Source organism: Acinetobacter seifertii, assembly GCF_016064815.1.
Lineage (GTDB): Bacteria > Pseudomonadota > Gammaproteobacteria > Pseudomonadales > Moraxellaceae > Acinetobacter > Acinetobacter seifertii.
Genome location: NZ_CP065820.1, coordinates 145,931 through 162,601, shown reverse-complemented (window position 1 = coordinate 162,601; position 16,671 = coordinate 145,931). Strand labels below are relative to the sequence as shown.

General features: G+C 38.4%; 16 protein-coding genes and 1 pseudogene. 10 read left to right on the top strand and 7 right to left on the bottom strand.

Features of this window, described 5'->3' with window-relative positions; translation table 11 throughout:
• Positions 1-12 precede the first annotated feature (12 nt).
• A complete protein-coding gene (locus I8T81_RS00745; RefSeq protein ID WP_198071917.1) occupies positions 13-1,380 on the top strand; it encodes a nucleobase:cation symporter-2 family protein in 1,368 nt (455 codons plus the stop codon).
• Positions 1,381-1,501: 121 nt separating this feature from the next.
• Entirely contained in the window at positions 1,502-2,227 is a 726-nt protein-coding gene (locus tag I8T81_RS00740; RefSeq protein WP_039251953.1) for an outer membrane protein OmpK, read from the top strand.
• Between the two features lie 53 nt (positions 2,228-2,280).
• Here I8T81_RS00740 and hpxO read toward each other — a convergent pair whose 3' ends face one another.
• A complete protein-coding gene (gene hpxO / locus I8T81_RS00735; protein ID WP_039251955.1) occupies positions 2,281-3,438 on the bottom strand; it encodes an FAD-dependent urate hydroxylase HpxO in 1,158 nt (385 codons plus the stop codon).
• A 199-nt stretch (positions 3,439-3,637) separates the two neighbouring features.
• On the opposite strand from hpxO, the gene alc reads away from it, so the two are divergent.
• Both alc and I8T81_RS00725 read left to right on the top strand, forming a co-directional pair.
• Positions 3,638-4,648 carry an allantoicase gene (gene alc / locus I8T81_RS00730; RefSeq protein WP_198071916.1) on the top strand — a complete coding sequence of 337 codons (1,011 nt, stop codon included), beginning with the start codon at positions 3,638-3,640 and terminating at the stop codon, positions 4,646-4,648.
• Complete coding sequence (locus tag I8T81_RS00725) at positions 4,645-5,148, top strand: ureidoglycolate lyase (RefSeq protein ID WP_198071915.1); 504 nt, start codon at positions 4,645-4,647, stop codon at positions 5,146-5,148. The genes alc and I8T81_RS00725 overlap by 4 nt, the downstream gene beginning before the upstream one ends.
• 264 nt (positions 5,149-5,412) lie before the next feature.
• Here I8T81_RS00725 and I8T81_RS00720 read toward each other — a convergent pair whose 3' ends face one another.
• On the bottom strand, positions 5,413-5,877 hold the full coding sequence (locus I8T81_RS00720; protein ID WP_198071914.1) for a 3'-5' exoribonuclease: 465 nt from the start codon (positions 5,875-5,877) through the stop codon (positions 5,413-5,415).
• Positions 5,878-6,068: 191 nt separating this feature from the next.
• On the opposite strand from I8T81_RS00720, the gene I8T81_RS00715 reads away from it, so the two are divergent.
• A complete protein-coding gene (locus I8T81_RS00715) occupies positions 6,069-7,265 on the top strand; it encodes an AAA family ATPase (RefSeq protein WP_198071913.1) in 1,197 nt (398 codons plus the stop codon).
• A 4-nt stretch (positions 7,266-7,269) separates the two neighbouring features.
• On the top strand, positions 7,270-9,678 hold the full coding sequence (locus tag I8T81_RS00710) for a S8 family peptidase (RefSeq protein ID WP_198071912.1): 2,409 nt from the start codon (positions 7,270-7,272) through the stop codon (positions 9,676-9,678).
• Positions 9,679-9,982: 304 nt separating this feature from the next.
• Here the strand turns inward: I8T81_RS00710 and I8T81_RS00705 are convergent, their stop codons facing one another.
• From I8T81_RS00705 to I8T81_RS00690, 4 genes are all read right to left on the bottom strand, one after another.
• Positions 9,983-10,612, bottom strand: coding sequence for an NAD(P)-dependent oxidoreductase (locus tag I8T81_RS00705; protein WP_061524342.1), 630 nt, complete (start codon positions 10,610-10,612; stop codon positions 9,983-9,985).
• 69 nt (positions 10,613-10,681) lie between these two features.
• Positions 10,682-11,758, bottom strand: a complete 1,077-nt coding sequence (locus I8T81_RS00700) for an alkene reductase (RefSeq protein WP_133237657.1) — start codon at positions 11,756-11,758, stop codon at positions 10,682-10,684.
• A gap of 70 nt (positions 11,759-11,828) precedes the next feature.
• Positions 11,829-12,410, bottom strand: a complete 582-nt coding sequence (locus I8T81_RS00695) for a TetR/AcrR family transcriptional regulator (RefSeq protein WP_061524344.1) — start codon at positions 12,408-12,410, stop codon at positions 11,829-11,831.
• 127 nt (positions 12,411-12,537) lie between these two features.
• Complete coding sequence (locus I8T81_RS00690) at positions 12,538-13,425, bottom strand: LysR family transcriptional regulator (RefSeq protein ID WP_133237658.1); 888 nt, start codon at positions 13,423-13,425, stop codon at positions 12,538-12,540.
• Between the two features lie 153 nt (positions 13,426-13,578).
• Between I8T81_RS00690 and I8T81_RS00685 the strand changes: the two genes are divergently transcribed.
• From I8T81_RS00685 to I8T81_RS00670, 4 genes and pseudogenes are all read left to right on the top strand, one after another.
• Positions 13,579-14,643, top strand: a complete 1,065-nt coding sequence (locus I8T81_RS00685) for an alkene reductase (protein WP_133237659.1) — start codon at positions 13,579-13,581, stop codon at positions 14,641-14,643.
• A gap of 29 nt (positions 14,644-14,672) precedes the next feature.
• Positions 14,673-15,401: a pirin family protein gene (locus tag I8T81_RS00680; RefSeq protein WP_198071911.1), complete on the top strand. Its 729-nt coding sequence runs from the start codon at positions 14,673-14,675 to the stop codon at positions 15,399-15,401.
• 13 nt (positions 15,402-15,414) lie between these two features.
• The gene (locus tag I8T81_RS00675) at positions 15,415-16,002 is read left to right on the top strand and encodes an isochorismatase family protein (RefSeq protein ID WP_065343444.1); all 588 of its coding nucleotides are present in this window, start codon (positions 15,415-15,417) and stop codon (positions 16,000-16,002) included.
• Positions 16,003-16,226: 224 nt separating this feature from the next.
• A pseudogene (locus I8T81_RS00670) lies at positions 16,227-16,334 on the top strand (IS6 family transposase); the annotation flags it as partial.
• Positions 16,335-16,408: 74 nt separating this feature from the next.
• On the opposite strand, the gene I8T81_RS00665 reads toward I8T81_RS00670, so the two are convergent.
• A complete protein-coding gene (locus I8T81_RS00665) occupies positions 16,409-16,666 on the bottom strand; it encodes a helix-turn-helix domain-containing protein (protein ID WP_061524414.1) in 258 nt (85 codons plus the stop codon).
• Between the last annotated feature and the right edge of the window lie 5 nt (positions 16,667-16,671).

Here is a 16,671-nt window from a genome sequence, read left to right as displayed (position 1 = left end):
TAGGAGAAAAATATGAATGATCGACAAAAGAATGCGATTTCTCCAGAGCATGAATATTTAGGAATCTCGAAAAGTTTTGCTTACGGTTTACAGCATGTGCTGACCATGTATGGTGGTATTGTGGCTCCGCCCCTTATTATTGGAACGGCGGCTGGCTTAAGCTCGGCACAAGTCGGAATGCTCATTGCAGCAGCCCTATTTGTAGGTGGGTTGGCAACACTCATACAAACCATAGGAACCAAATATCTAGGCGCAAAACTACCTTTAGTTCAGGGGGTGTCTTTTGCTGGCGTGGCAACCATGGTCGCCATTATTACCACTGGTGGCGGCTTACCTGCTGTGTATGGGGCGGTCATTGTAGCCTCTCTAGTTGGACTTTGCCTTGCACCTTACTTTTCAAAAATCATTCGTTTTTTTCCCCCTGTTGTGACGGGATGCGTCATCACGATTATTGGGCTATCTCTGTTACCCGTTGCGATTCGCTGGATGATGGGTGGCAACGATAAAGCACCCAACTGGGGAAGCGTAGAAAATATTTCTTTGGCCCTACTAACCTTAGGCATTGTGATTGTTTTAAACATGCTGCCACAAGCTGGCATTCGACGTTTATCAATTTTGTTGGCTATTGTGGCTGGTACTACCCTCGCCTACCTCATGGGGTTTGGTGATTTTAGTCAGGTGAGTTCAGGTGCATGGCTGCAATTTCCACATTTCTTTGCATTTGGTTTGCCTACCTTTGAACTGAGTGCCATTTTATCAATGCTCATCGTTACCTTGGTGATTATGACGGAAACTACAGCCGATATTATTGCTGTAGGAGACATTGTAGGAACCGATGTCGATTCTAAACGTATCGCCAATGGTGTTCGTGCAGATATGTTCTCAAGTGCTGTTGCACCTATCTTTGGTTCATTCATGCAAAGTGCTTTTGCTCAAAATGTTGGGTTAGTTGCGATTACAGGCATCAAAAGCCGTTTTGTTGTGGCTGCAGGCGGTGTCATTCTCATTATTTTGGGGTTATTGCCTGTTATGGGGCGTCTAATTGCAGCAATTCCTATGCCTGTACTTGGTGGTGCAGGTCTGGTCTTATTTGGGTCAGTTGCAGCGAGCGGAATTCGCACTTTAGCAAAAATAAATTATAACGATCAGAAAAATTTGATCATTGTCGCGACTGCTTTATCGGCAGGAATGATCCCAATTATTAACCATGAGTTTTATGCACATTTTCCAGTTTGGGTACAAACTTTGTTCCATTCGGGTATTAGTTCGACTTGCATCTTTGCTATCTTATTGAATTTATTATTTAATCATTTGCCTTCATTTCGTAGCTCATCGACTCCTCATTTGAGCCAAACCATAAATACTAGAAATACACATTAATAGATTGGTTTTTAGCGCCCCACTTCGGTGGGCCTTTTTTTAACCGTTGATCAAATTTGGCTTCATTTTTGCTTAAGACCCTGTATCCTTAGCGTGCTTTATTTGGGGGGAGATCATTTAAATGCAATTAAAGCAACTTGCGGCGACTTGTGCCTTGTTATCTGCAACTGCCATGGTTCAGGCAAAACCAATTTGGCAAGATTTTAGCGTGACTGGACTTTATGGTGAAAACTATGAAGTTGTAGACGACAAAGAAACTACGATTACTTTGGAATATGCTGCAAAAGTTAAATATGCTGATGTGTTTTTCTTCATGGACCGTATGCGCGGTGAAGACGATCATAAAAGTACATATTTTGAGTTATCACCACGTTTAAGCTTGGGCGAAGTGTCTGGCAAAAAACTAGCTTATGGCCCAATTAAAGATGTACTCATTAGTACCACTTGGGAAAGTAACAGCGAAAACGGCAATAACTTTGATAATTTCTTATATGGTTTTGCTGTTGATTTAGATATTCCATATTTTAAATATGCGAATTTAAACTTCTACCGTGCAAATAATGAGAAAACTGACGACGATTATCAAATGACTTTCGTTTATGGTATTCCATTTAACATTGCATCTGAAGAATTCTTGGTTGATGGCTTCCTAGATTGGTCAACTGCTGAAGGTGACCATGCTAGCGAGTTAAACTGGACAACTCAGTGGAAATGGAATGTAGGTAAACACATTTCTCCTGACACACGTCTATACCTCGGTATTGAACACTCTGTATGGAATAATAAATTTGGTCTACAAGGCCGAGATGAAAATAACGTGAGTGCTTTGGTTAAATACCACTTCTAAAATTTTTATTTAGAAGCTTAAAACAGCAAGGAAAAATCCTTGCTGTTTTTGTTTTAGTCGAGTGGATTACCTACAATATTACTAATAATCCCCTGCATAATATGTCCACCTTGTTCACGGCGTAATTCTGCATACCAAGCTTGGGTCACAGTTTCATCTTTCATATGGGTCACATCACAACGTTTACGGGCACGAAGAACCAACTCATTGGCCCGTTCATTACGCTTGTTTTGATAACGACGTAAAGCGTCCTCTAAACCCAAAGTATTTATTTGCAAAGAACGCGCTAAATAAATCGCATCTTCCATGGCTTGGCAGCCACCTTGTCCAATATCAGGTGTAGTGCTGTGTGCAGCATCGCCTAAGATCACCACGCGGCCTTTATAAAATTGGGCAAACGGTTCAATATCATGGATTTCTACCCGATTGGTCTTTTGTGGGTCTAAGCGCTCAATGAGTTGCTGTACAGGTTGGCACCAATCAGCAAAATATTGTTTTAAAAGTTTTTTATATTCATCTCGATTATTGTCTAATCCTGCTGGCAAAGGCACATCTAAAAAGAAGTAAAACTTACCATCTGCGACGGGCATTAAAGAAGCTCGCTTACCTTCTCCTACATAGGTCGTCCATTGCTGAGCTGGCGCTAAATCTTCAGAAATCTCAACCAAACCATTCCAGTTTACATAACCAGCATAACGGCGCTGTACTTGCTGACCCAACACATAGGCACGAGTCATTGAATGAGTACCATCCGCCCCAATCAGTAAGTCAGCTTGTGTTGAACTGCCATCTGCAAAATGTACTTCGACATAATCGGTCTTGTCTTCAAGGCTCACCATTTTTTTGCCTAGATAAATCTGGTCTCGGCCAAACTCATCCATCAGCATATTTTGTAAATCGGCACGTGCAACCGGATATGGCCGTTGTCCTACTTCTTCAATTAATGGCAATAAACTGAATTGTGTCATCACATCTCCAGTTAAACCATCGACATAGGCTAAGTCGTCCATTTGTCCGCCCAGTTTGGCGATTTTGTCAGTTAATCCGAGATAGTTCAGACATTTCACACCATTTGACCACAACGAAATAGCAGCGCCGACTGGAAGAATCTTTTCAGTTTGCTCAAAAATACGAACTTGGTGACCAAATTTTTTTAATGCAATGCCTGTGGTTAGACCTCCCATTCCCGCACCAATAATCACCACATTCATAACACTCTCCTATAGATATTCACCTATAGGGTGCTTATGCTAAAAACATGCCATCGTTCAAAATTTATTTATCTTTTCCACAAAACTGGCATGCCCCATGCTTATATATTTAAGTATAAAACTCGTCTCAACGTGCTCTGTATGTTGATAGTTTTAAATGAAAAATCATGTTTTTAACAAGAAATACGGATACCCCATTATGGCAACTTTACACGCTCCAGCTTTTGAACTTCCTGAAATTTTGAACACAAAAACCAATTTGGTAGATGTCCGAATTGGTGCACAAGTCATTGAGTGTTCAGATGATTTCTTTGCAGAAGCAAAGCGTATGCTGCAATTTGAAGCACCTATTTTTGTTGAAGATAAATTTGATGACAACGGTAAGTGGATGGATGGATGGGAGACCCGTCGTAAGCGTCACGCGGGATATGACTGGTGTATTGTGAAGCTAGGAGTGAGTGGAAAAATCACTGCACTTGATATCGATACCAGCTTTTTTACAGGAAACTATCCAGCATCTGCCTCATTAGAAGCGTGTTATGCACCAAATGGAGACCTAACAGGTGCAAAATGGGAGAGTGTTCTAGAAAATACTGAGCTAGGGCCAAGTCAGCATCATATTTTTATGGTCAATAATGATGCACTTTTTACCCATATACGCCTCAATATTTTCCCAGATGGCGGTGTTGCTCGTTTGCGTGTTTATGGAGATGTTCACATTCAGGTGACTGATAGTGAGCAAACTCTCGATTTGTTAGCCCTTGAAAATGGTGGTCGCGTAATTGCCTATAGCGATGCGCACTTTGGACACCCACGTAATTTGATTAACCCTGGTCGTGGTATCAACATGGGCGATGGTTGGGAAACCAAACGCCGCCGCGCACCGGGTTATGACTGGTGTATTCTTGCGTTAGGTAAAAGCGGAAAAATTGAAAAGCTCGAAATTGATACGGCTCATTTTAAAGGGAACTTCCCTGCCCAAGTATCTATACAAGCGGTTTACCTTGAAAATGCAACCGATGCACAGTTAATTCCACAAAGTATGTTCTGGTCTTATTTACTTGAAGCTCAACCAATGCAAATGGACCATATTCATGAATATGTGAATGAGATTTTACAGCATGAAAAGATCTCTCATATTCGCATTAACATGATTCCAGATGGTGGTATTAGCCGTGTTCGTTTATGGGGGAAAATTGCTAAATCATGATCATGAATACTGTTCAAATTCAGCCCTTAACTATTGAAAACTTTCAGCCCTTCGGAGAAGTCATTTGTTGCGACGGGCATGACTTTTTTCATATTAATGATGCCCACACCGAGCGCTACCATGCGCTCGTTGAAACCGAAATTGAAGGTGAAGCAAAGGCAGGAATTAGTATTTTCCGTAATATTAAGGCTAGTGTCCTGCCTCTGGAAATCTCAATGCTAGAGCGTCATCCGAAAGGTTCTCAGGCATTTATTCCATTACAGCAACAAAAGTTTTTAATTATTGTGGCGCCCGCTTTAGATGAAAACACTCCCGATATTTCCAAGCTCTGTGCTTTCGTCTCGAATGGTAAGCAAAGTATTAATTATCGGGCAGGCACATGGCATCATCCGTTGCTTACCTTTGAAGCGCCGAGTGATTTTGCAGTAGTAGATCGCATCGGAAGTGGAGCAAATTGTGATGTTTTTCAGTTTCCAAAATCTATAGAAATCAGGTTTTAAATAAAGAGCAATTTATACAGACTTGTCTGTTTTAAATTGATTATATAAATACACCAAATTATCTGTCGCTAAAATAAAAATCCCCGCCTATTGAGCGGGGATTTTTTTAATTTTATTTTAATGTCAGTTGTAGGATAAGTTTATAAAAAAATGGCCCAGCCCCCGCTCAACTAAGCCTTTTGAAGCATAAGTCTATAAATTAAATTGTAGGATAAGATTATAAAAAGCCACCTTTAGTCAGGTAGAGCTAAATTCAAAGCTCACTCACTTTGTGATCTTATTAGCGTACTTTAATGCATAATCTTTGCTCAAAGCTCTAGCATCAGCTAAGGCATTGTGAGGAATCATAGAGTTCTTCGTAGTGAGTGACAAATCGAGTAAGAAACCTAATACTGGAACATTAATACATTGCCCTTGTCCTAAGAGCAAAATACGGTTAAATAACTCTATATCTGAAGGATAGTCAGCTACTATAGTGATATCCCCATCTTCCTGGTTATTCACTTCCCATAAAAAGCTGCATAGCTTATTAACTAACTCCCATACAGGAATAGCTGATTGTCCTAAAATTGGCAGGACATGTTGTTCAACAAAAGGACTAGGATTCTTACAGCTCACCACCTCATAAAACTCATATTTGCCGTCGGCAGACACTAAGCCTAATGAAATCAATTCACCTGTACCTTGATCATGCCAACCATTAAATTCACAATCCAAGAATAAATACATTTTTTGTCATCGGAATACAAGATATATCTAAAATATGCTTTTAGTTATAAAAAGTATAGTTTCTTTTATAGAAAAATCCATTTATAGTATAAATTCACTAAAAATACAATATTTATCTGATTTTTTGTTATATAATACTAAAATTAGTTATAGTTTTTTATTTTCTGGAATAGAAAGCAATTAGGTGGAACATGCAACATTATTCAATTGTTGTCGCTATATGCAGAGCAGCACTACAAGTCGAAAATCCAGCCATATCAGGTCATGTTGAAAGGTTGATAAAAGCTTTGGAGAAAGATGAAGAGGTAGATCAAGTTGCTGGATTAAAAAAGCTTTTACAAGCTAAAAAAAAGAATATAGAAATCTTGCCGAGCAGAGTTATTCTTTCATCAAATGCTTTAACTGGTGAACAATTGATTCCAACAGTGAAAGCTCCTGTTGATAGAGAAACAAGCGCATCATTAGCCGAAATTATTTTTCCTAACGCTAATCATATAACTTTGCCAATTTTCGAAAGTGGATTAGCTTCAAGTATCAATAATATTTTGGATGAATGGAAACATGTCGATAAATTAAAAAGCAAGGGAATTGAGCCTGCATTATCATTAATGCTCTTTGGAGCACCTGGTACTGGTAAAACATTGTTAGCACATCATATTGGTGAAACATTAGGATTGCCAATTATTGTAGCTCGCCTCGATGGGTTACTTTCATCTTTTTTAGGTACAACTGCGCGAAATATTGCAAATCTTTTTGCTTTTGCAAATAGGTATAAATGTATTTTGTTGCTAGATGAGTTTGATGCAATTGCTAAGTTGCGTGATGATCCAAATGAACTTGGTGAACTAAAGAGAGTTGTAAATACCCTACTTCAATGTCTTGATGAAAGAAGCAAGATTGGTTTTACAATTGCGATTACAAATCATGAATTACTTTTAGATTCAGCTATTTGGCGTAGATTTGATTTAAGAATCGAAATTCCAAAACCTATTGCTCTAGCACGACGCACCATGTTGCAGAATCATTTTAGTGATTTAATTAAAATAACAGAAGTTCAACTAGATTTTTTAGTATGGTTATCAAAAGGTTATAGCGGGTCAGATATTGAAAAATTGGCATATTTTATTCAAAGGAAAATTGCCATACTAGACAAGGAGTTTCATTTTTTAGAAACAATTAAAGAATATTTGCGCTTGAATGCGAATACAAATAGTAATGATCGAAAGCAAAAGGTATTAAGTTCACCTGAAGAATTAGCTCAAATATTGAACAATGATACTGAGTTAGGTTTTTCACAAATGAAAATAGCTCAATTATTTGGTGTAACACAACCGAAAATTAGCAAAATGTTAAATTCAAACAAAGATATCGTAGCTTTAGAAGGATAAAAATATGAGTAATAACCCAGTACAAATTGTCCTAAATACACAAAACTATGTGGTGGCCAATAATAAGCCACCAGGTGGAGGAAATAAGGATTTTTACGCTGGGCTTGATGAAGATTTTAAGACTCATAAACAAAATTTGATCGAAGAAATTCAATATCTTAGAAGTAGTAAAATGCTCAAAGATAATGAAGTTATATACGCGACTGTTGAATTACAATCAGCTGCTTGGGCTAAAAGTCATAAGCCAACAGATAAACTTTTTCCTTTAAAAAAAGTACGATCTATTGGTGGTAATGAACTCGGACGCTTAATTGTTGAGTTATCTGAAGAGGATCTCCAAACAGCTGAATTGGCTGTAATCGCTGCTGAAGAAAAAACAAATTGGGTAAAGGATAAAAAGGGTAAAACAGTTGCTAAACCAAGTGCTCAAAGGAGTGAGGTTGGTGCAATTACTACAATTAGAGCTTATTCAACCCAAGAGCGAAGAAATTTTACGACAGAGCAAGCTTGGAATTGGTTAAGTGATGCTAGAACAGGCGGAGCTTATTATATAGAGACGTTCTATTCAGCTGATTTTGTTTCACAAACTGTTAATGACAAGCAGAAGAGTCAGTCTTTAAAGCTATTGAGAAAATTTAAAGCTAGCCTAAACGCATTAGATATTCCAATTTCTGTAACAGAAGTGAATAAGGATTGGCTTTCTAACTCTTTTTTTGTAATTAAAATGAATCGCCCAAATGGAGCAACACTTGAAGATCATGAGTCATTACTTGCCTTTTTAGATAATTCACAAATTGTCAGATCTATCTTTCTTCCACCAATTTTACAAGCATCTAATGAATCCACAGTTAATGAATCTGTTTGTACTTTGAATTTACCTCAAGCAGGTAAAAATTATCCTGTGGTTGGAATTATTGATTCTGGTGTTGCTGACATTGCTGCCTTAAATTCATGGAGTATTGGAAGTTCTGATTTTGTATTTCCAAACATGAAGAAAACTGATCACGGTACATTCATTGCAGGGCTTGTAAGTGCTGGGAAAAAGTTAAATCCCTTACCTGAATTAGAAGAAAGTGAATGTAAGTTTTATGATTTGGGGATATATCCAGATGAAAAGAAATTTTCATATTACTACCCAAATGGATTTATTGACTTTCTTGAGCAGCTTGAAATTGAAATAGCAGAAGCAGTTTCACAAGGAGTTCGTATTTTTAATATGAGCTTGTCTGTTGAAACTTTAGTTGAGGATACTCGCTATAGTTTATTTGCAAATACAATAGACCAGATATGCGATAAATACGATGTTATTTTTGTATTGCCAGCAGGCAATTTAGATCAAAATACTGTAAGAAAACCGTGGCCATCAACTGATAAAGATGCTTTGCAAATGCTTGCAGAGTATAGACACTCAGGAAAAGATAGAATTTTTCAACCAGCAGATAGTCTACGTTCTATTACAGTAGGAGCTTTAGATCCAAGCTCAATGACAGGTCATGTAAAACCAGCTCAGTATACTAGAAAAGGACCTGGTCCATCATATGGAGCAAAACCTGATATTGCACATGTGGGGGGAGGATTAGCAAAATCACATGGTCTTTATTCGATAAGTCCTGACGGTAATTTATGTCAAGGTTGCGGTACTAGTTATGCTGCACCGTTAGTAGCAAAAACTCTTGCAGCACTAGATTTTGCAATTGAGGGGAAAGTGCCTAGAGAGGCTTTGAGCGGATTGTTATTACATAATTCTGAAGTACCGCAAATATTACAAACGAAGAATTTAAAAAGAGTAGCAAAAGATTATGTTGGGGTTGGATTACCTCAAAATGCAAGTTCATCACTATTATTAAATAATCATGAAATTACAATGGTGTTTAATGGTGAAATAGGTCATAGACAGCAAATGGTTTTTGATTTTGCATGGCCATCTTGCCTAGTTACTCCAGAAGGTAAATGTCAAGGTAGTGTGAAAATTACGACAGTGTATCGCCCTCCAATCGAAAGAGAAAATGGCGCTGAATTCGTCTTAGTCAATATAAACACATGGCTAAGACAAGCTAAGTTAGATAAAAATACAGGAAAAATTTCTTATCGTGGAATGATTAGAAATGAAAAAGCAGATAGTGGCTTAGAAAAAGAAAGAATTGCACAAGGAGCTAAATGGTGGCCAATAAAACAATCAAGTGATGTATTTATCGAAGGCGTTGGACAATCCTCACAGTGTCGTTTGGTAGTAGAGCCATTAACTAGAGCAGATTATGTAATTAAAGAACCGATACCATTTAGTGTAATTGTAACGATTAGTGATCCTAATCAAGTAGAAGATGTATTTAATGCTGTTCGAAGTCAGTTACAATCCGAGGGTGTTCAGCTTTCTGATATTAGAACTGCATTGAGACCACGTTTACAGTCTTAGAAAAATTTAGCTCTTAGGTGTGAATACCAGTACTTCTACTGACACCAAGATATTAACATAATTTTTCTTTTTATCGTTCATAGGGCATTTTCCCATTCATGGCTGCATGAGGTCTGGCATAGTTGTAGAATCTACAGGAATGAACTATTTAGATTTCTTATCAAACATCAAAAAATCATTATAGTACTTAACATAATGGCGCTTATACAGATTTTTAAAATTTATTTAATTATCAAAACGATAGTCTCAATTTTAAAAAATTTCGTATAACGCGCATTATGTTAATTTTAGAGTAACTAAATAACTAAACTTGAGTCGCAGCACTAATCAATTGGCCATCATAAGCATTTGTTGTAGCGGCTTCTAGAATGACCCATGCAGCATCTTCATATGATACAAAAGGCCCAGCATCACGATTAATACGGATAGTTGACGCTACATCAGGACTTCGCTTCCCAACACTTTGCATTCGCCCTGGGCAAAAGATAACGTAGTTAATTGCAGCTTGTTGAACCGCATTAATACTTGCACCGTGTGCTCGATATGCACCTTCAACCCAACTACCTAAATGCTTGAGCTGTTTATAGTTTGGGGTAATACCGTCTTCGGCCATGACATTGGTCGTCCCACCAGGCCAAGTCAGTTTACTGATACCATTGCGTTTCACCGCAGCAGCTAATTCTTTGGCTAATGTTGGATCTGCACCTCGACCAGACAAAACGACATCAATACCTTGCATCGCTTCATCAAGAGTTTTGGCTTGTGTACCATCACCCACAATAATTTTGGTGAGTCTTGATAATGTTTCCGCATCGAGTTCCGCTTCTAATTTAGAGCGATCTCTGACTAGCACTGAAACCGAAAGACCTCGTTGCAATGACTCTTGAACTAAGCTTTTTCCAAGACCACCCACTCCAACAACTAAAACATTCATCGTTAGCTACTCCCTCATTGAATCATTCTCATAGGCTTTATGTCTCCATAAAGCCTATGACTACACTTATTACTCTTGGTTTAGTGTTGGATAGTCAGTATATCCACGCTCTTCACCTTGATAGAACGTTGTACGATCAGGTTGATTTAATGGTGCACCTAAACGAAAACGCTCAGGTAAGTCAGGATTGGCAAGGAACAATGAACCAAATGAAACCAGGTCAGTATCACCATTTAAAATTGCAGCTTCTGCACGTTCTGCATCATAGCCACCATTTGCAATGTAGTTCCCGCTATAGATTTTTCGAAGTTGAATATAGTCAAACTCACCCTTACCTGGTTGAAGTGCATGTAAATACGCTAGGTCGTATTTGCTAAGCATTTCAGCAACATAATTAAAGGTTGCTTGAGGGTTGCTATCACTCATTGAGAAAGCATCAAAGATTGGAGATAGACGGACACCGACATGCTCTGAACCGAGTACAGACACAACAGCTTCAACCACTTCTTTCAAGAAACGTGCACGGTTTTCAACCGAACCACCATATGCGTCTGTACGAATATTTGAGCCATCACGTAAGAATTGATCAATCAAGTAACCATTGGCCGCATGAATTTCAACACCATCAAAACCTGCACGTTTTGCATTCACGGCTGCTTGTTTAAATTGTTCAACGACACCAGGAATTTCTTCAAGCATTAAAGCACGTGGCGTTTCAAGCTGTTTTAAACCTTCTGAGGTGAAAATGTCGCCATCAGCCTTAATTGCAGAAGGTGCTACTGGAAGGTCGTTATTTGGCTGGATTGAACTGTGAGATAAACGACCAACATGCCAAATTTGGAGAAAGATCTTTCCACCCTCAGCATGAACAGCATCTGTCACTTTTTTCCAACCCTCGACTTGAGCATCTGAATAGTTACCAGGTGTACGTGGATAACCCTTAGCTTGTTGTGAAATCTGAGAAGCTTCAGTAATGATCAAGCCTGCTGTAGCACGTTGACGGTAATATTCAACCATTGTGTCGGTTGGAACATCACCTTCACCTGCACGGCTACGTGTTAAAGGAGCCATCACCATTCGATTTTTTAGGCTAACAGCACCAATTTGTTTTGGTGAAAAAATTGCTTCTAGTTGAGTTGCGGTCATTGTCTTGTCCTTTTTAAATATTGGACTATACAGTCCAAAACTTTGAAAAAAATAACCTAGCCGAAGTAGGTTACTGTAATGCCTCAAGCATTACGCTTAATGCATCTTCAAGCCTTTCAATCTCAGTATTTGCTCTCGCCATGAGCTGTAAGCCTTGATGGTTAATCATTAAAAAACGCGCTATTTTCTTCGCATCTTTAGATTCTGAAATAGAACCATCTATCTTGCCACGTTCAATAGCATCGACAAATGCATTCTCTATTCCCAAGAAGTCGCGTTCAATCAATTGTTGAACTTGTAAATCATGGGGGCCGAACTCTACAGCTTCATTACAACTCATACATCCAAATGGCTTTTCTTCTGCACGAGCATGTTCTAAAACCATATTAAAGAATGCTGAAATAGACGCATAAGCTGTCGCTTCACTGGTTAAATAAATGTTGAGCATCCGCATGCGTTCTTGCTGATAAATTTCAAACGCAGCAAGAAATAGCTCACGCTTATTACCAAAGGTATCGTACAAACTACTTTTACTTAGGCCCGTTGCTTTTAAAAGATCTGTTAATGAAGTGGACTCATAGCCCTGGCTCCAAAATACGCGCATCGCTTGTAGCAATACTTCTCTTTCATCAAATTCACGTGGTCTAGCCATTTCATTAATCCTCTCGATGTAAGAAGATTATCAATTCTGGACTCATCAGTCCAGAATAATTCTATAATTTAATCATTGAACTTTTTAATCACTTTGATCGGATGATTGATCTTAGAAAAAGATACGCTCAAAAAGAATGTATTAAACTGGGCAGTCTCTTTCGTAAAAAATCAATAAAAGCGCGAACTTTTGCTGGTAATAAACGCGTTTCTGTCAAAGCATAGACAGGCAGAACATCACCTTGCCACTCAGGAAGGACTGGCTTTAATAAACCATCATTTAGATCATCATGCACCACTTCATAAGGGGTAAATATTATGCCTTGACCAAGAAGAGATAACTTTCGTGTCATACCTACATTATTCAGCATGAATCTTGCACCAATCTTGACTTCTATTTTCTCTTCAGCTCGATACAGTTTCCAACGTGTATTATTCGGAAAGCTTAAACATTCATGATGAACTAAATCATTCGGATGTTCAGGAATGCCATGCTGTTCTAGATATTTGGGTGAAGCAAAAAGATTGCCTCTAAATTGCATGAGTTTATGTGCAATTAGATTAGAATTAGGAGGATTGCCCATACGTATCGCGACATCAATATTCTGAGTAACTAAATCAACTAATCTGGGCGTGAGATCAATTTCGAAATTAATGCCTGGGTAATGCTCTGCAAACTCTACCAATAATGATGTTAAAAAAATGGTTCCAAAATCAACAGGTAAAGAGATTCGTAATGTTCCACTGGGGTTAGAAAGCATTTCACCTAATTGTTCATGAGCCAATTTAGCCTCTCCGACAATTCGTTTACAACGTTCAAAATAGATCAGCCCAGCTTCTGTCAGCTCAACTTTTCGTGTAGTCCGATGTAGTAAGCGTAAACCAATTGCTTCTTCCAAATGGCTGATTCTTCGTGAAAGCGTTGAACTCGGCATATCCAAATTCTCTGCTGCCTTTCTAAAGCTCATCGCTTTACAGACCTCTACAAACAACGCCATGTCATTCAAAAGTTCCATTGTTATTGTTCCATTTATGCAGCAATCATTTCCATTTTAGCTTATTTATCCATTTTTTAAATTAATGAATACTAATCAACATACCGCAGTAATTCAAAAATCAGATTTCATGTCACTGAAGCTGATTGTAAAAATTTAAAGGCAATATAGAACATGAACAAAATATTCAAACCCGCTCAACTTGGTCGTTATACCTTAAGCAATCATCTTGTGATGGCTCCAATGACTCGTTCTCGTGCCCAATTCGATGGCACACCTGGTGAACTCTCAGCAGAATATTACGCACAGCGAGCGAGTGTTGGTTTAATTATTACTGAAGGTACGCAACCATCTGATGATGGGCAAGGCTACCTCACTACACCAGGGATATACACCGATGCTCATATTCAAGGCTGGAAAAAAACCATTGATGCTGTTCATGCAAAAGGCAGCCATATTTTTATCCAATTAATGCATGCAGGTCGTATGTCACATCCAGACAATACACCTCATCATCGTTTAGGGGTCGCACCTTCAGCCATTGCACCAGGAACGGGTATGTTTACAGCCACTGGTATGCAAGATATTCCAACACCTAAAGCCTTAAGCATCGAAGAAATTAAACAAACAATTCAAGATTTTAGACATGCAGCTAAATCTGCAATTGAGGCTGGCGCAGATGGTGTTGAGATTCATGGTGCCAATGCCTATTTAATTCAGCAATTTTTTGCTTCAAGTGCCAATACACGTACCGATGAATATGGTGGTTCCATTGAAAACCGTGCTCGTTTTGCCATTGAAGTCGCTACAGCAATTGCAGAAGAAATTGGTGCAGATCGCACAGGTATTCGCCTGTCACCAGGAACAACTTTATGGGGAATTGATGAAGGTGAAGAAGGTCCAGAGTTATATCGCTATCTAGTAAAAGAACTAAATAAATTAGGGCTTGTTTATGTACATGTGATGCATCAAGGCAATGAAGAACTTTTAGCAGATATTCGTAATCTTTGGACGCAAACACTCATTCTTAATCGCCCTGGCCAACCACGAGAAAAAATTGGAACTGATCTTGAAAGTGGTTTAGCTGATCTGGAAGCTTATGGACAAATGGTCTTAGCTAACCCTGATTTTGTAGAGCGTTTAAAAACCAATGCTCCAATGAATGAGGCCGATCGTATGACGTTCTTTGGCGGTACAGAGAAGGGCTATACCGATTATCCAACACATGGCCAAGCATAAGTGAAGTCAATTGAAAGGAGGAGAAATCCATGTCTGAGATCTTATCACTTGAACGCATGAACATTGGTAGCCATTTTAGAGCGTATAGCTTAAGAGGTGCGTACAACACAACTAATCCATTTATTGGCGTTGATCATGCTTGGATGAGTGGGCCGACTTTTCCTCCCCATCCACATCAAGGCTTCTCAGCAGTTTCATATTTATTCCTTGATTCAGAAACAGGAATTAATAATTGTGACTCAATTGGGACCAAAAATCTTATAAAACCAGGTGGTCTACATTGGACGACTGCTGGTCAAGGGATCGTACATGAAGAAGTTCCTGCTGAAACAGGAAAGACCGTACATTCCCTACAAATCTTTATTAACTTGCCATCGCACTTACGAGAAACAGCACCAGGTTATCTCATTCTTGAAGCTGAAGATGTCCCTATAGTACATCGAGAAGGGGTTAAAGTTCGTGTGCCTTTAGGTCATTTTGAAAATGTTCAATCACCACTGACCCCACCTACTGAAGTCACAATGTTGGACATTAGTTTTGAACCAAATGCAGAACTTATATTGACCTTAGCACCTGAACATTCTGGCTTTCTTTTACCTGTCTATGGCGAAGTTAGCGTAGATGATCAAACCTTTAAGCTTGATGATTTACATGTCCCTATTTTTAAAGCAAAAGAAGTAACTCAGTATATTTCTTTGAAAGCTCTCGAACGAGGAGCAAAACTCGTTTTCTTTAGTGCAAAACCATTATCAAATTAAATGAGGTGTTCAAATGACTTTTAAAAGATTTACAAGCGAAGACTCAGCATTATTGTTGATTGACCATCAAGTCGGAACTATGAGTTGGGTGAATTCGATCTCATTCGAAGAGATGAAACGCCATGCAATTATGTTGGCTAAAACAGCAAAAATTTTTAATATTCCAACGTTACTTACCTCAAGTATGGAAGAATATGCTCAGGGTCCTTTGATAGAGGAACTTAAAGAGATTTTCCCCGTTGAATTTGAGGCACGTATTAAACGTTTAGGTATAGTTAATGCCATGGATGATGAAAACTTTGCCAAAGCTGTCATAGCAACTGGTCGTAAACGTATTATCATTGCAGGTGTAACGAATGATGTCTGTACTGTTTATCCAGCACTAACTTTGATTGATCAAGGTTATGAAGTTCAAGTGGTGGCTGATGCAGGTGGTTCTCCAAGTAAAATGGCAGACGATATTGCTTTACAACGTATGTTAAAAGCAGGTGTTACATTAACAAGCACAAATCAATTAATCGCAGAATTGACTGGCAATTGGAGTACTCCAGAAGGTATGCAAATTGTGCAAGAAGTTATGATGCCAGCGTTGCAAGGTTAATTTACTAAGGATGATTTATAAAAAGGTATGGATCTATGATTCATACCCTTTTCTACTGAAATTATATTGATCTGGAATCCCGATTTAAAATAATGGCGATTATACGAAATTAACATGTAAGCCCAAATTAGATACTACTCTCTGTTCATTTGTTTGTGAAATTTGGTGTCCTTTAGAATCCCTTTCATGGCCGACATTTTCAGAGTGAAATCATTCTTTGATCTGTGCATTGGTATTGTAAGTATGGCATTAGTTATCGTGAGCTTCAGGAAATGCTTGCTGAACGTTGTGTAAATGTTGCACACGACATTTATCGTTGGGTTCAGCATTATAGGGCTATCAAAATTGGGACATTGAACTGTCACCAATTTGATAGAATCCGTATTAAAAACTAATGTGGCCTTTATTAATCATTTTCCGCAAAGAGTGCTTCTATTTCATCCCAATGCGGAAATACATGCTTTTTCTTAGAAACTTCGAATTGTAGGCCAACACCATTTATTACACGCTCAAAAATATCAAATGAGCCTGTAAAGTGACCATTCTCTATCTCAGAGATTGTAGTTTTATTAACATATATCTTTTCTGACAAAGTCTTCTGTGTATATCCCAATGCTTTTCTTGCCGAACGTATCTCTTTGCCTATTTCTCTTCTAGATGCCATATGAA

Excerpts from the sequence above, each read along its gene's own strand:
- I8T81_RS00680 (WP_198071911.1), top strand. The coding sequence starts at position 14,673 with ATGTCTGAGATCTTATCACTTGAACGCATGAACATTGGTAGCCATTTT.
- I8T81_RS00665 (WP_061524414.1), bottom strand. The coding sequence starts at position 16,666 with ATGGCATCTAGAAGAGAAATAGGCAAAGAGATACGTTCGGCAAGAAAA.
- alc (WP_198071916.1), top strand. The coding sequence starts at position 3,638 with ATGGCAACTTTACACGCTCCAGCTTTTGAACTTCCTGAAATTTTGAAC.
- I8T81_RS00710 (WP_198071912.1), top strand. The coding sequence starts at position 7,270 with ATGAGTAATAACCCAGTACAAATTGTCCTAAATACACAAAACTATGTG.
- I8T81_RS00725 (WP_198071915.1), top strand. The coding sequence starts at position 4,645 with ATGATCATGAATACTGTTCAAATTCAGCCCTTAACTATTGAAAACTTT.
- hpxO (WP_039251955.1), bottom strand. The coding sequence starts at position 3,438 with ATGAATGTGGTGATTATTGGTGCGGGAATGGGAGGTCTAACCACAGGC.
- I8T81_RS00690 (WP_133237658.1), bottom strand. The coding sequence starts at position 13,425 with ATGGAACTTTTGAATGACATGGCGTTGTTTGTAGAGGTCTGTAAAGCG.
- I8T81_RS00705 (WP_061524342.1), bottom strand. The coding sequence starts at position 10,612 with ATGAATGTTTTAGTTGTTGGAGTGGGTGGTCTTGGAAAAAGCTTAGTT.
- I8T81_RS00720 (WP_198071914.1), bottom strand. The coding sequence starts at position 5,877 with ATGTATTTATTCTTGGATTGTGAATTTAATGGTTGGCATGATCAAGGT.
- I8T81_RS00685 (WP_133237659.1), top strand. The coding sequence starts at position 13,579 with ATGAACAAAATATTCAAACCCGCTCAACTTGGTCGTTATACCTTAAGC.
- I8T81_RS00740 (WP_039251953.1), top strand. The coding sequence starts at position 1,502 with ATGCAATTAAAGCAACTTGCGGCGACTTGTGCCTTGTTATCTGCAACT.
- I8T81_RS00715 (WP_198071913.1), top strand. The coding sequence starts at position 6,069 with ATGCAACATTATTCAATTGTTGTCGCTATATGCAGAGCAGCACTACAA.
- I8T81_RS00675 (WP_065343444.1), top strand. The coding sequence starts at position 15,415 with ATGACTTTTAAAAGATTTACAAGCGAAGACTCAGCATTATTGTTGATT.
- I8T81_RS00745 (WP_198071917.1), top strand. The coding sequence starts at position 13 with ATGAATGATCGACAAAAGAATGCGATTTCTCCAGAGCATGAATATTTA.
- I8T81_RS00700 (WP_133237657.1), bottom strand. The coding sequence starts at position 11,758 with ATGACCGCAACTCAACTAGAAGCAATTTTTTCACCAAAACAAATTGGT.
- I8T81_RS00695 (WP_061524344.1), bottom strand. The coding sequence starts at position 12,410 with ATGGCTAGACCACGTGAATTTGATGAAAGAGAAGTATTGCTACAAGCG.